At 70.1% G+C, this 14,832-nt stretch carries 8 protein-coding genes and 1 tRNA gene; all 9 read right to left on the bottom strand.

Features of this window, described 5'->3' with window-relative positions; genetic code table 11:
* Positions 1-1,369: 1,369 nt before the first annotated feature.
* The 9 genes from ACFYMU_RS30615 to topA all read right to left on the bottom strand — a co-directional run bounded on the left by ACFYMU_RS30615 (position 1,370) and on the right by topA (position 14,690).
* Positions 1,370-1,594, bottom strand: coding sequence for a hypothetical protein (locus tag ACFYMU_RS30615; protein ID WP_388380132.1), 225 nt, complete (start codon positions 1,592-1,594; stop codon positions 1,370-1,372).
* A 6-nt stretch (positions 1,595-1,600) separates the two neighbouring features.
* Complete coding sequence (locus ACFYMU_RS30610; RefSeq protein WP_388380129.1) at positions 1,601-2,185, bottom strand: TSUP family transporter; 585 nt, start codon at positions 2,183-2,185, stop codon at positions 1,601-1,603.
* Between the two features lie 157 nt (positions 2,186-2,342).
* Positions 2,343-3,523 (bottom strand): IS3 family transposase gene (locus tag ACFYMU_RS30605; RefSeq protein WP_388380126.1). Its coding sequence is split into 2 segments (ribosomal slippage): positions 2,343-3,259 and positions 3,259-3,523, totalling 1,182 coding nucleotides; the frame shifts between segments, so codons are not numbered across the junction.
* Between the two features lie 522 nt (positions 3,524-4,045).
* Positions 4,046-4,684, bottom strand: a complete 639-nt coding sequence (locus ACFYMU_RS30600; RefSeq protein WP_388380123.1) for a hypothetical protein — start codon at positions 4,682-4,684, stop codon at positions 4,046-4,048.
* 266 nt (positions 4,685-4,950) lie between these two features.
* Positions 4,951-5,024: transfer RNA gene (locus ACFYMU_RS30595), tRNA-Thr, on the bottom strand.
* A gap of 139 nt (positions 5,025-5,163) precedes the next feature.
* On the bottom strand, positions 5,164-6,792 hold the full coding sequence (locus tag ACFYMU_RS30590; protein ID WP_388380120.1) for an alpha/beta hydrolase: 1,629 nt from the start codon (positions 6,790-6,792) through the stop codon (positions 5,164-5,166).
* Positions 6,793-7,015: 223 nt separating this feature from the next.
* Positions 7,016-8,221: a DNA polymerase III subunit delta' gene (locus ACFYMU_RS30585; RefSeq protein WP_388380117.1), complete on the bottom strand. Its 1,206-nt coding sequence runs from the start codon at positions 8,219-8,221 to the stop codon at positions 7,016-7,018.
* A 133-nt stretch (positions 8,222-8,354) separates the two neighbouring features.
* A complete protein-coding gene (gene tmk / locus ACFYMU_RS30580; RefSeq protein WP_388380114.1) occupies positions 8,355-11,603 on the bottom strand; it encodes a dTMP kinase in 3,249 nt (1,082 codons plus the stop codon).
* Between the two features lie 267 nt (positions 11,604-11,870).
* Entirely contained in the window at positions 11,871-14,690 is a 2,820-nt protein-coding gene (gene topA, locus ACFYMU_RS30575) for a type I DNA topoisomerase (RefSeq protein ID WP_388380111.1), read from the bottom strand.
* Positions 14,691-14,832 lie beyond the last annotated feature (142 nt).

Genomic DNA, 14,832 nt, shown 5'->3' with positions numbered 1-14,832 from the left:
AAGGCGGACGGCACGATCACGGATCCTGCCGCACCCGCCCACCACCTGTCACATCGTCAGACAGTCGATTCGGTCACGACCTTCTGAATGCTTACCCTCAAGCTGAGGTTGGAAAAGCCTCACTGCCTCCTGTCTCGGGCGAAAGTCTCGCTTGACGCCTATCAGGAAGTCCCCTCGGTGCTGCCGGGGGATGCTTCGGGCGGCAGTGATCCTGGTGGGGGCTCGGGTGGTGGCGGGGGTAGCGATGCCGCCCCGGTGGCCTGCCGGTAATTGATGATTGCTTGGATTCTTTTTTCAGGATCGGTTATCTCTTCCAGAGTCGCCGTGAATTTCTCGTCGACCGCATCTCCTTTCCGCTGCCGTACGTGGTCCAAGACCATTGCGGTCATGGGAACAACCAGGTACGCCAAGAGGAGAATGACTCCGACGGCCCACCACGGGGCGCCACCCAGGCCCGCGAGAGCCGCAGGTACCCCCGCCAGGATGCTTGCCGGGGAGATGTGAGGGGGAAGGTTCACAAGGTGTGCCCTTCTGGCACACAGCGGCCCCGCCGCCTCGTGCCTGACAAGCCGGGCCTTGGCCGACGGCGAGCGGGTGGGAGGCGGCGCAGGAGCGCCGGGGCGTGCGAGCACGCCGAAAGCCGGTGCCGCCAAAGGGCGGCCCGGTGGCCTTTCAGAGAATCTTGATTAAGCGCCCAGGAAGTGAGGAAGTCTTCAGAGGACTTAGGCTGCCGACCTGGCGAGGGAGGTCTGGATCGACTTTTTGGGCAGGGGCCGGTATTACATTTCGCAAATAAAACGAATGCCTAGAAGACCCTTGAGTCGATTCATTTAGCCTCTACCTACACCGCTTTCCTTGTGCTGGATGCCGGCCTGCTTGCCGTCTGGGCACGCCGGACGTGCCACCGAGTATGCCCTATCACGGCTTGTGATGCGCTGAGGACACGATGCTGAAGCTGGCGACTGGAGCCGGGTAGTAGCGGCAAGACCCACCCGCCATCCCGCGTGGTCCGCGCGGGTGGTGGGGGACGACGCGTCCACCACCGCCAGGACCTTCCCACTCGACTGCCGATAAGGCGACCCGCCGCTGACTGACAACGGCAGCGGCACGAGTCAGGAGTCCTTCTCAATCACTGGGCACCTGACACGGCGCCAACAGCAGTCCCCCGCGAAGACTTTGAGAGTGCGCCGGTACGAGAGGCTGAACTCGACCCGATTCTGGACACACGTGTACTGCTGGCAGGACTGTAACGCTAACTTTTGCTAGCGCCAAGTCCCCAGGTCAGCGAGGTGACTGTTGTGACTGAGGACTCCAGCTGGCCACTCTGAGCGTCGCAGTTGGCCACTGGGGTCGAGTCGGCCCGGCGGAGTCAGTCGTGACGCGCGAGCTTGGCCGAGGAGACGAGCAGGATCACGGCCAGCACGGGGATGAGCACCAGGTCCGGGAACACACCGAGGAGCAGCCCGCCCAGCATCGCGCCGGCGATCGAGCCTGCGGCCATCACCAGGGTGAAGCGGCGGTTGGCACGCAGCACCGCGAAGCTGCCGTCACGGCTGTAACGGGCGAAGGCCACCAGCATGGTCGGTAGTGACACCAGCAGCTACAGGCTGCCCGCCGTCTTGATGTCCACGCCGAACAGCAGCACGATCGTCGGGATCAACAGCTCGCCCCCCGCCACGCCCATGATCGCCGCGACCACCCCGATGCCGAACCCAGCCACGACCCCGCTGGGCACCTCCGCCCACAGTGGCAGCGTGAGCGTTCCCAGGGCGGTGGTGTGCGTGACCAGCAGGGCCACGGCCATGAGCACCATCAACTCTGCGAGCACCTTGTAGAGAGTGGAGCCGCGCATCCGCACCGCCCAGGATGCTCCGGCCCAGGCACCCGCCAGGCTCCCGGCTAGCAGGTTGACTGCGACAGGCCAGTGCGCGGCCACTTCGGAGACCGACACCGCTGCCAGGCGGGCGGGCAGCGCGGCCAGGACCACCACCAGGCTCATCGCCTTGTTCAGGATGACCGCGGAGAGCGCGGCGAACCCGAACAGGCTGATCAGCAACGGCAGTCGGAACTCCGCGCCGCCCAGCCCGATCATCCCGCCCAGAACACCGATGGCCGCTCCCGCACCGAACACCACGGGTGCCGAGTGCGTCGACCGAAGCGGGGCGAGGTTCTGGTCGGTGGTCATGGCGGGCATCCTCGCCGGTCGCGGGTCCTGTCCGCTACGGCACGGGCCCGCCTTTAGGGAAAGGCACCGGGCGCTGCCCCAAGATTCGTCCGGTCCTCTGAAGCACCTGGTGAGTGAGGGGCCTCGCGGTTTCCGGACAGGCTTCTGACCGTTTATTTCACGCGGCGATTCGCAACTTCTCGTACTCGGCGTGGACTTCGCGCGGAGGGCGGTAACCCACCGCCGAGTGGAGGCGTTTGCGATTGTACCAGAATTCGATGTAGCGAGTGATGTCCTGCCGGGCAGTCTCGCGGGTCAGGTAAGTCACCCTTGATACGCGCTCGTTCTTCAGGGCGCCGAAGAATGATTCGGCCATGGCGTTATCAAAACAGATCCCGGTGCGACCAGAAGATCTGCGGAGCCCGAACCGGTCGAGCGTCTTCCCGAACTCGGCTGACATGTAGTTACTTCCGCGGTCGGAGTGAAATATTGCACCGGCCGAGAGGTTTCTGTTCCGTGCCGCGTTGCGGATCGCCCTGGATATCAGCGGAGTTTGGTAGTGGTCGTCCATCGCGTAGCCGATCACCTCTTTCGTGCAACAGTCGATGACCGTCGCGAGGTACAGCCAGCCTTCCCCGGTCGCGATATAGGTAATGTCGCCGACGAGCTTTTCACCGGGTGCTTCCGCGGTGAAGTCGCGGCCGACGAGGTCCGGCACCTGGCCGGCCGCAGCCTGAGTGAGGTTGAACCTCTTCGGGCGTGGCTGGCAGGGCGCCAGGCCCAGTTCGCGCATGAGACGCCGGACCAGCTCCACGCCTGCGGCCACGCCCCAGCGGTCCAGCTGGGCCTGGATGCGCCGGTGCCCGTAGGTGCTGTCGGACATGTCGAAGGCTTTCTCGATGAGCAGTTTCAGTTCTTCGCGCCGCTGAGCTGTCGCGGATTCTGGGCGGGAGCGCCAGTCGTAGTAGCCGGATCGGGATACGCCGAGTCGGCCGCACATGAACTCGACGCTGTATGCGTACTCCTCGGTGTCGAGCCGCATCTCGTCGATGAACTCGTACTTGCTTGCTACCGGGGATCCTTCGCGAAGTACGCTGCGGCTTTTTTCAGGAAAGAATTTTCCATCTCCAGCTCGCGGTTGCGTCGTTCGAGTTCCTTCAGGCGCGCCCGCTCGTTCACCGTCAGTTCCGCATCGGGGGCCGGTTCCTGCTGCTTCTGGTACTTCTTCACCCAGCCGCGTAGCGTCTCCGAGTTTAGCTCAAGCTCCCGGGCGACTTCCGAGATCGTCTTGCTTGACCTCAACGCGATCTGGACGGCTTCCTCGCGGAACTCCGGCGAGTACTTACTGGGTGGCGCCACTTCTTCCTCGTTTCCTTGTTCAGGACAACCCTATTGGATGCCTGTCCGGAAACTTCGTGGCCCCTCAAGGCGGCATCACCGCTGAATTCTGCCTCCCGAAACGCAGCACCCGCTTCGAACTCTGCCTGATTGAACCAGGCCATGCCCAAGTGGGGCCGCCTGGTAGCAGGGTCCGTGAGCGCAGAGAGCAGCTCATCCAGTAGTTGCTTGCTGAATCGCGTGCCGCAGTGGCTGATGTCCGCGCCGGGCTGCAGGTCGGCTAGGTATGTGGACCGGTCGTCATCGCTCAGGTGGGCTAGACACTCGGTGTACGGCTCGACCTGTTGACCGAGGCAGCCCGCCGCGTGATCGGAGGTTGCCCCCTGCCCACACGTCGGCCATGCGGGGCTTCCCGAGGTGGATGCATCGGAAGTTCTGACGGTCATGATCGGAGGGACGTGGAAGTGGGTTTGACAGGTTGCCGACATCGGTGGATTGCGTCCGGCGCCGCTTGCCGCCAGGCAGGTACCGTCACGGTGCCGACTACTGGCCTTCCTTGGCCTGCAGTTCTCGGGCGATAGCAACATCCTGGCTCATGGCAACGACGACCTGGCGGTCCACTTCCTCCTGCTCGTGCGGCTCCCCGCACGGACAGATGCTCCACTCACCAGAGTCGACCCGTCCGACAACCCGCTGGACAAGGTCAGCAAGCTCGTCAAGCACCCCCACCGGCACCTCGACGAGTTCGCTGCCGCTCGCCGACACCGTAGCGGAGCCGAGTTCTGTCACCAGGTCCATCGCGTGAGCTGCCGCCCGGCCGTCGCGGTTGGCCGCCGCGTACTTTCCGGCCTGTGCGCCGGCCATCACCAGGCGCCCCAGAGCCATGGTGGGCACGTCCACGGTGCGCGCGTCCAGACGGACCGGACGCACAGCGTGGACAGCGGAGGCATCCTCGTTGGAGTCGTCCGCCGCAGCCGCGATCGCGTCCGCGACCATCTCCGGCGAGACCAGATGGACTGCTTCCTCGGGGTCCAGCCTGACCTTCTCTGCGGCCGTGCTGACCACGTAGGCCACCACATCTCGAACCGCTACCGGTTCGACCTCAAGGCCGCGTGTCAGTAGCACTGCCGTGGTCTGGGCCACCAGGGCCTTGAACCCCGTGCCGCTCTTGATGTCCGCCATGAGGACCAGCGTAGAGGGGCGCTTTGTTGGATTGCGACAAAGCCGTCCAAGCAAAGGGCAGTAACCATCGCGCTCCGTGCGCCGTCCCGCGAAGCTGTCATCAAACCGTCGCCCGATCACCGCTGCACCGTCGTTGCGCCAATGGCCTCCCCTTGGCCTCCCCTCGCCGTGACCGGACGAAAGCAGCTCTGACAGCCTCCGGCCCACAAGGTCAAGGACAAGCAAAAGGCCCAGGTCAGCGGGTATCTGACCTGGGCCTTTCAAAGAGCCGCCTTCGGGATTCGAACCCGAGACCTACGCATTACGAGTGCGTTGCTCTGGCCATCTGAGCTAAGGCGGCGCGCTGTCCGCACTATGGTGCGATCAGCAACGGCGGTAAGTCTACACAGTTTCCGGGGGTGCTCCGACCACGCCCCGGGACGGCCGGTCCCGCCGGAGGTGGGAGGCCCCGTCGGCGGTCCCGGGGTGTGCCGGTGCCGCTACGAGCAGCGTTTCCCCTGCGAGGGCAGGGTGCCACGGAGCAGGTACGCGTCGATCGCGGAGTCGACGCACGTGCTGCCGCGGCCGTACGCCGTGTGACCGTCGCCGTCGTACGTGAGGAGTCTGCCCCCGGAGAGCTGCGAGGCGAGGGAGCGGGCCCAGGCGTAAGGGGTCGCCGGGTCGCGGGTCGTGCCCACGACCACGATCGGCGCCGAGCCCTTGGCCTCGATGCGGTGCGGCCGGCCCGTCGCCTGCACCGGCCAGTAGGCGCAGTTCAGCGACGCCCAGGCCAGCCCTTTCCCGAACACCGGCGACTCCTTCTCGAACGCCGGAAGGGCGTCCCGCACCTCCTGCGGGGTCGAGAAGGCCGGCGGCAGGTCCAGGCAGTTCACGGCCGCGTTCGCGAACATCAGATTGGAGTACTGACCGTTCGCGCCCCGCTCGTAGTAGGTGTCCGACAGCAGGAGCAGTCCGGCGCCGTCGCCGCTCCGCATCGCCGAGGTCAGCGCCTCGCGCAGCTGGGGCCAGGCCGTCTGGTCGTACATCGCCGCGATCACCCCCGTCATGGCCAGGGCCTCGCCCAGCTTGCGGCCTCCCGAGTCGCCCGTCGGAAGGGGGGACGCGTCGAGCTTCCCGAAGAACGCCTTCAGCTTCTGGCCGGCCTTCTCCGGCGAGGTGCCGGGGACGCCGAGCGGGCAGTTCGTCTGCCGGAGGCAGTCCTTGACGAAAGATTCGAACGCCCCTTCGAAGCCTGCCGTCTGGTCCTCGTTGAGCTTGCGGGCCGACAGGGCCGGGTCCATCGCACCGTCCAGCACCATCCGGCCGACCCGGTTCGGGAACAGTCCGGCGTAGGTCGCCCCGAGGAACGTCCCGTACGACGCCCCCACATAGGTCAGCTTCCGTTCGCCCAGCGCCGCCCGCAGGACATCCATGTCGCGGGCCGCCTCGACCGTGGAGACATGGCGCAGCAGGGCCGGAGACTGGCGGCCGCAGCCCTCCGCGAACCGCTTGTACGCGTCGACCAGCGCGTTCCTCTCCTGCTGGCTGTCGGGGGTGATGTCGGTCTGCGTGTACGCGTCCATCTGGGGGCCGCTGAGGCACTTGACGGGCTCACTGCCGGCCACGCCGCGCGGGTCGACGGCGACCAGGTCGTAGCGGGCGCGGATCTCCGCCGGGTAGCCGGTGCCCGCGTACTGCTGCAGATAGCCGACCGCCGATCCCCCGGGACCGCCGGGGTTCACCAGCAGGGAGCCGAGGCGCTTGCCCTGATCGGTGGCCTTCTTGCGGGCGAGGGCCAGTCCGACGGTGCCCGAGTCCGGCCGGGCGTAGTCGCGCGGCACCTTCATCGTGGCGCACTCGAAGCCCGGGACCCCGCACTCCCGCCAGGCCAGCTTCTGCGTGTAGTACGAGGTCAGCGCAGCCGGCGTGGACCGGGGCAGCGCGGCGAGTCCCGCCTGCGCCGTCGCCGTCGTGGAACCCCCCTGGGAGCAGGCCGAGACGAACAGTCCGGCGGCGGCGAGCAGGGCGCCGCCCGCCCGCACCATGCGCGGCGGGCGGAGGAGGGGGAGAAGGAGGGAGCGGCTCGGGCGAGGACGGCGGGACGGTCCTGGGATGGGCCTGGTGTGCATTCTGCGAGCGTAACGCTGTGCGATGCATCGCTCACCTTCAGTCGCGAAGGTGCCTCGTACGAGTGATGGGGACACCACCGCCCAGGCTCCTCTCCCCGGCCGGCCTCTCCCGGCCGGCCACGGCCGGTTCGGCGGGTCGTGCGGTTCGGCGGGTCGTGCGGTTCGGCGGGTCGTGCGGTTCGGCCGTAGGATCCGGCCGTCGTACGGTTCGGCGGTCGTGCGGTCAGCCCGTCCGCAGCGCCATCGTCATGGCCTCCACCGCCAGCAGCGGCGCCACGTTCCGGTCCAGGGCCTCGCGGCACGCGGCGATCGCCTCGATGCGGCGCAGGGTGGATTCCGGGGTGCTGCCGCGGGCCAGACGCTCCAGGGCGTCCTCCGCGTCCGTGTTGGCGAGGGCGATGCGGGAGCCGAGCTGAAGGGCAAGCACATCGCGATAGAAGCCGGTCAGGTCGGTGAGGGCCTGGTCCAGGCTGTCGCGCTGGGTACGGGTTCTGCGGCGCTTCTGTCTGTCCTCCAGCTCCTTCATCACGCCCGCGGTGCCGCGCGGCATGCGTCCGCCCTGCACCGCCCCGAGTGCCGTCTTCAGCTCCTCGGTCTCCTTGGTGTCGACCTCCTCCGCGAGCTGCCGGGAGTCCTCGGTTGCCGCGTCGACGAGCTCCTGGGCGGCCCTGAGGCAGCCGCCGATGTCATCGATCCGCAGCGGGAGGCTGAGCACGGCGGCCCGGCGCTCGCGGGCGCGCTCGTCCGTGGCCAGACGGCGGGCGCGCTCGACATGGCCCTGGGTGGCGCCGGCGGCGGCGGCCGCGATCGCGGGCTCGATGCCGTCGCGGCGTACGAGCATGTCCGCGACCGCCTCCACGGACGGCGTGCTCAGGTTCAGGTGGCGGCAGCGGGAGCGGATCGTCGGCAGGACGTCCTCCAGGGAGGGGGCGCACAGCAGCCAGACCGTACGGGGAGCGGGCTCCTCCAGGGCCTTGAGGACCGCGTTGGCCGACTTCTCGTTCAGCCGCTCGGCGTCCTCCACGAGGATCACCTGCCAGCGTCCGTTCGCCGGCGAGGTGAACGACTTGCGGACCGTGTCACGCATGTCCTCGGCAAGGATCTGGGTGCCCACGGCGGCCACCGTGGTGACATCCGCGTGCGTGCCGATCAGCGCGGTGTGGCAGCCGTCGCAGAAGCCGCAGCCGGGGGAGCCACCGAGGGCGCGGTCGGGGCTCACGCACTGGAGCGCGGCGGCGAACGCCCGTGCCACCTGCGTACGTCCCGCGCCGGGCGGGCCCGTGAACAGCCAGGCGTGCGTCATCTTCGACGCCTCGGGCGGCGGTGCGTAGGCGGCGGCCGCGGTGACCAGGGCGTCGGCGTCACGCGCGGCCGCGTCGAGCTGCCCGCTCACCCTCTCCTGACCGACCAGGTCGTCCCACACGCTCACGGGACACCGCCCTTTCGTCGCACTTCGCCTCTCCGCGGTCCATTGTGCGGGTCGGCACCGACAACGACGCCGGAGCGCCCGCGCGGCACCGGGCCGCGGCGGCACCAGGACACCGCTCTCAGCGTCGTCGATCTCAACGCCGCCGGCCGGAACCGCCGCCCTCGTCCCAGTGCCCCTCGTCCTCGTCGTCGCGTGGACCGAGCAGTTCGTCGGCGAGGGTCGGCAGGTCGTCCAGCGGGGTCTCCTCGGCCCAGTCCGGACGGGGACGGCTGCGCGGCCGTCCCTCGGGATCCATCCGGGGCAGCTCGCGCGTGCGGTCCTCGGCGCCGTCGGGTCGCGGCGCCTGGCGCTCGTCGCGGAAGAAGCCCGGCGGCACCCGGTCCGCCGGATCACCGGCGCCACCGTCCCGTACCGGCGGCAGCACGGCGGTCTCGTCCGCGGCACCCGGCGGGACCGGCGGCAGCACCGCCGTCTCGTCGGCCGCCGTCCGCTCATCGGCCGGCCTGGGCAGCTTCGCCGTGGTTTCCGACTCGGACTCCCCCACCCGCACGGGCGGCAGCACGGCGGTCTCGTCGGCCGGACCGCCCATCGCGTTCGACGGCGTCACCAGCGGTGTGGGCACCGTCGTCTCGTTGTCCGGCGACGAGCCTGACGAGGTCCGGCCCCCGGTCCCGGACCCGGTCCCGGCGGAACCGGTGGCTCCGGCGCCGGTGCCGCCCGCCGCCCTGCCGTCCGCACCGGCCGTACCCGCCGCACCCGAGGCCGCCACGCCGGACGACGCCGCCGCCTGGGCCGCGGCCCGGCGCGCCTCCTCCGCCCGCAGCAGCGCCTCCTCGGCCTTCCGCTGCTTCTCCAGGCGACGCTCCTCGGCCTCGGCCCGCAGCCGGGCCTCCTCCTCCGCCTGCCTGCGCCGCCGCTCCTCCTCGGCCTTGCGCCGCGCCTCCTCGGCCGCCCGCGCCTGCTCCTCCGCGAGGAGCCGCGCCTGCTCCTCCTCGGCACGACGGCGGGCCTCCTCGGCCCGCTGCCGGGCCTCCTCGGCCTGGCGCTCGGCCTCCCGGCGCTGCGCCTCCTCCAGCTCCCGCTGCTTGCGCTCCTCCTCCTCGGCGCGCAGCCTGGCGAGCTGCTCCTGGCGCTCGCGCTCCAGCCGCTCCTCCTCGGCCTTGCGCGCCGCCTCTTCCTCCGCCTTGCGCCGTGCCTCCTCCTCGGCCTTCCGGCGCGCCTCCTCCTGGGCCTTCACCTCGGCCTCGGAGAGCGGCAGCATCTGGTCGAGCCGGTGGCGGATCACCGTCGTGACCGCCTCGGGCTCCTGGGCCGCGTCGACGACCAGATAGCGTCCGGGGTCGGCGGCGGCCAGCGTGAGGAAACCGGACCGCACGCGCGCGTGGAACTCGGCCGGCTCCGACTCCAGCCGGTCGGGCGCCTCCGTGAACCGCTCGCGCGCGGTCTCCGGCGCGACGTCCAGCAGAACGGTCAGATGCGGCGCGAGACCGTCGGTCGCCCACCGGTTGATCCGGGCGATCTCGGTCGGGGACAGGTCGCGGCCGGCGCCCTGGTAGGCCACGGACGAGTCGATGTAGCGGTCCGAGACCACCACCGCGCCCCGGTCCAGCGCCGGGCGTACGACCGTGTCCACGTGCTCCGCGCGGTCCGCGGCGTACAACAACGCCTCCGCGCGGTGCGAAAGTCCGGCGCTGGAGACGTCCAGCAGGATCGACCTCAGCCGCTTGCCGACCGGTGTCGCGCCCGGCTCACGGGTCAGCACGACCTCGTGGCCCTTGGCGCGGATCCACTCGGCGAGCGCCTCGGCCTGGGTGGACTTCCCGGCGCCGTCACCACCCTCCAGGGCGATGAAGAAGCCGCTCGCCGCGGGCACCTGCACCGGGTCGTCACCGCCGCGCAGCGCGTCCCGCAGATCGTGCCGCAGCGGCACGCCGGAGCGGTCGTCCACCTTGGCGAGGACCAGCGCGGCCACCGGCAGCAGCAGCGCGCCGACCAGCATCAGCGTGAAGGCGGCGCCGCCGTGCGCGAACACGAACTTGCCGTTCTCCAGCCGGTGCGGCCCGATCCCTCCCGCCACCACCGGTGCCGCCAGCGCCCCGAGCACGACGAAGACCCGGACGACCGCGTGCAGGTGGTCGGTGGTCCGCGCCCGCCGGTGGTCCTCGGCCTCCTGGTCGAGCAGCGTGTGACCGGTGTTCGCGGCGACGCCCGCGCCGATGCCGGCGAGCGCCCCGATCAGCAGCACGCTGGTGACGTCCGGATCGAGTCCGCAGGCGAGCAGCGCGACACCGGTGAAGGCGATCGCGAGCGCGAGCAGCCGGCGCCGTGACAGCGAGGGCAGCACGCCGGGCGCCGTACGGATGCCGACGGCCGTGCCGCCGGTCAGCGCGAGGACCAGCAGACCGTACGTCACCGGGCCGCCGCCCAGGTCCTCGGCGTGCAGAACCGAGACGGCGACGGCCGCGGAGACCGCCCCGGCGACGGCCGCGCAGGCGAGCACCAGAAGAGGGATCGCTCCCGTACGGCCCTTGTCGACGGCCCCGCCCGTCCTGGGGCGGCGCAGGCCCTCCAGCGGCGACCGCGCACGGGGAGTGCGGGTGCCGGGCAGTTCGAGGAAGGTGACCACCGAGAGGGAAGCGGCGAACAGCCCGGCCGCAACGTACGAGGCGAGGGCCGCCTGGTGCTGGTCGAACCAGGCGATGCCCGTGCCCAGCAGATTGTTCAGGAGTGACGCGAGGACCAGCGCGGCGGCGGCCAGCGGCACCGCCGCGAAGCCCGTGCGCAGCGACAGCCGCCGCAGTGCGTCCATGTGGTCCGGCAGCGGGCGCACCGTCGCGCCTTCCAGGGGCGGCGCGGGCAGCAGGGCGGGCGCCGCGCCCTCGCGGCACACCGTCCAGAAGCGCTCGGCGACCCCGGTCACGAAGGCGGTCACCAGCAGGACCGCGAGCGCGTCCGCCGGAGCCCAGTCGATCCACAGGGGGGCGACGATCAGCAGGGCGGCCCGCAGGCCGTCGGCGCCGACCATGGTCCAACGGCGGTCGAGCGGACCGTCCTGGGAGGTCAGCGCATTGAGCGGGCCGAGCAGGACAGCCCCGAAGAGCAGGGTCGCCAGGACACGCGCACCGAAGACGGTCGCGATGGCGAGGGCCACGCCTCGGTAGCCCCCGCCGAAGGACCCCTCGGCGACAGCGGTCTGGAGGGCGAGCACGACCAGCACGAGCAGGGCGAGGGCATCGCCCACACCGCCGATGAGCTGGGCGCTCCACAGCCGTTTCAGTTGCGGTCGGCGCAGGAGCGCGCGGACGGCGCGCTCGCGGGAGTCTGCGACCAGGGCGTCGTCGGGGGCCGGGATGTTCGCCGTCGGCTGCTCGGCTCGCGTCATGCGTTCAGCCTATCGGGAGCCGCCGACAGCCCGAGGCGACCGACCGAACGTGCGCACGCCTGACACCAAACTGATGCCGGAGCGTACGTTTCGTACGAGTCGTGCGCGTCGTACGCGCCGTACGCGCCGTACGCGCCGTACGCGCCGTACGCGCCGTACGCGCCGTACGCGCCGTACGCGCCGTACGCGCCGTACGCGCCGTACGCGCTCATGCGGACCGGCCGAGGGGTCCGAGCATCCGGCCGCTGCCCGCGGCCGCCGCGCCGGTCAGGGCTCGACCGACGCCTTCGGCGCCGCCGTCTTCGCCGCAGCGGCCTTCTTGGCGGGCGCCTTCTTCGCGGTGGTCTTCTTGGCGGCCGCCTTCTTCGCCGTCGACGCCGTCTTCTTGGCCGGCGCCTTCTTGGCGGCGGCCTTCTTCGCCGTCTTCTTGGCGGGTCCCTTGGCGCGCTTCTCCGCGAGCAGCTCGAAGCCGCGCTCCGGGGTGATCGTCTCGACGCTGTCGCCGGAGCGCAGGGTCGCGTTGGTCTCGCCGTCGGTGACGTACGGGCCGAAGCGGCCGTCCTTGACGACGACCGGCTTCCCGCTGACCGGGTCCTCACCCAGTTCCTTCAGCGGCGGCTTGGCGGCGGCCCGGCCACGCTGCTTGGGCTGGGCGTAGATCGCCTGCGCCTCCTCCAGCGTGATCGCGAAGATCTGGTCCTCCGCCTGCAGCGACCGCGAGTCCGTGCCCTTCTTCAGGTACGGCCCGTAGCGCCCGTTCTGCGCGGTGATCTCCGCGCCGTCCGTGTCCGTGCCGACGACCCGCGGCAGGGACATCAGCCGGAGCGCGTCGTCGAGGGTCACCGTGTCCAGGGACATCGACTTGAACAGGGAGGCCGTGCGCGGCTTGACGGCGTTCTTGCCCGTCTTCGGGGTGCCCTCGGGCAGGATCTCCGTGACGTACGGGCCGTAGCGGCCGTCCTTGGCGACGATCGGGCGGCCCGTCCCCGGATCGGTGCCCAGGGTGCGCTCGCCGCTCGGCTTGGCGAGCAGTTCCTCGGCCAGTTCGACGGACAGCTCGTCCGGGGCCAGGTCGTCCGGGATGTCGGCGCGCTGGTGCTGCTCGGAGTCCTTCTCGCCGCGCTCGATGTACGGGCCGTACCGGCCGACCCGCAGGACGATGTCGTTGCCGACGGGGAACGAGGACACCTCACGCGCGTCGATCGCGCCCAGGTCGGTCACGAGTTCCTTGAGACCGCCGAGGTGGTCCCCGTCGCCGTTGCCCGCCTCGGCCGCACCGCCGTTGCCGGTGCCCTCGCCGAAGTAGAAGCGCTTCAGCCACGGCACGGCCTGCGCCTCGCCGCGGGCGATGCGGTCGAGGTCGTCCTCCATCTTGGCGGTGAAGTCGTAGTCGACCAGCCGGCCGAAGTGCTTCTCCAGGAGGTTGACGACGGCGAAGGACAGGAAGGACGGCACCAGGGCGCTGCCCTTCTTGAACACGTATCCGCGGTCGAGGATCGTGCCGATGATCGACGCGTACGTCGACGGACGGCCGATCTCGCGCTCCTCCAGCTCCTTGACCAGCGATGCCTCGGTGTAGCGGGCCGGGGGCTTGGTGGCGTGGCCGTCGACGGTGATCTCGTCGGCGGTCAGCGCGTCGCCCTCGGCGACCTGCGGCAGCCGGCGCTCGCGGTCGTCCAGCTCGGCGTTCGGGTCGTCGGCACCCTCGACGTACGCCTTCAGGAAGCCGTGGAAGGTGATCGTCTTGCCGGACGCGCTGAACTCGGCGTCCCGGCCGTCGGCGGCGGTGCCACCGATCCGGACCGTGACCGAGTTCCCCGTCGCGTCCTTCATCTGGGAGGCGACGGTCCGCTTCCAGATCAGCTCGTAGAGCCTGAACTGATCGCCGGTCAGCCCCGTCTCCGCGGGCGTGCGGAAACGGTCGCCCGAGGGCCGGATCGCCTCGTGCGCCTCCTGCGCGTTCTTGACCTTGGCGGCGTACGTGCGCGGCTGCTGCGGCAGGTAGTCGGCGCCGTACAGCTGCGTGACCTGGGCGCGGGCGGCGGTGATCGCCGTGTCCGACAGGGTCGTGGAGTCCGTACGCATGTACGTGATGAAGCCGTTCTCGTACAGCTTCTGCGCGACCTGCATGGTGGCCTTCGCGCCGAAGCCGAGCTTGCGGCTGGCCTCCTGCTGCAGCGTCGTCGTACGGAACGGGGCGTACGGCGAGCGGCGGTACGGCTTGGACTCGACCGAGCGGACCGCGAACCGTGTGTGCTCCAGGGCGGCGGCCAGCGCCCGGGCGTTCGCCTCGTCCAGGTGGAGCGTGTTCGCGCCCTTGAGCCGACCCAGGGAGTCGAAGTCACGGCCCTGGGCGACGCGCTTGCCGTCGACCGCCGCGAGCCGCGCCACCAGGGAGGACGGGTCGGACGAGTCGCCGGCACGGCCGGTGCCGAAGGTGCCGGTGAGGTCCCAGTACTCGGCGGAGCGGAACGCCATGCGCTCCCGCTCCCGCTCGACGACCAGGCGAGTGGCCACGGACTGGACGCGGCCCGCCGACAGCCGCGGCATGACCTTCTTCCACAGGACGGGCGAGACCTCGTAGCCGTAGAGGCGGTCGAGGATGCGCCGGGTCTCCTGGGCGTCGACCAGCTTCTGGTTCAGCTCGCGCGGATTGCGCACGGCCTGCTGGATCGCGTCCTTGGTGATCTCGTGGAAGACCATCCGCTTGACCGGGACCTTGGGCTTGAGCACCTCCTGGAGGTGCCACGCGATGGCCTCGCCCTCGCGGTCCTCATCGGTGGCGAGGAAGAGCTCGTCGGAGTCCCGAAGCAGATCCTTGAGCTTCTTGACCTGCGCCTTCTTGTCGGCGTTGACGACATAGATGGGCTGGAAGTCGTGCTCGACGTCCACGCCGAGGCGACGCACCTCGCCGGTGTACTTCTCGGGAACCTCCGCGGCGCCGCTCGGAAGGTCACGGATGTGCCCGACGCTCGCCTCGACGGTGTAGCCGGGGCCGAGATAGCCCTTGATCGTCTTCGCCTTGGCAGGCGACTCGACGATGACAAGTCGGCGGCCGCCCTGTGCGGTCTCGCTGGTCGGGGACAACTTCGCTCTTCTCTCCGGTCGACGCTCTGGGTCCTCCCCAGGGCTTCGTCCCGGGGTCTGTCGTGGTGACGCTGCGGAGTGTGACGGTACAGCCCGCCCCCGTGTCAAACGGGAAAAGCCCGCAACGGCCACTCGAACGGTA

Source organism: Streptomyces sp. NPDC007264 (assembly GCF_042869095.1).
Lineage (GTDB): Bacteria > Actinomycetota > Actinomycetes > Streptomycetales > Streptomycetaceae > Streptomyces.
The sequence above is the reverse complement of the archived record's forward strand: the minus strand, read 5'-3'. Positions and strand labels throughout refer to the sequence as shown.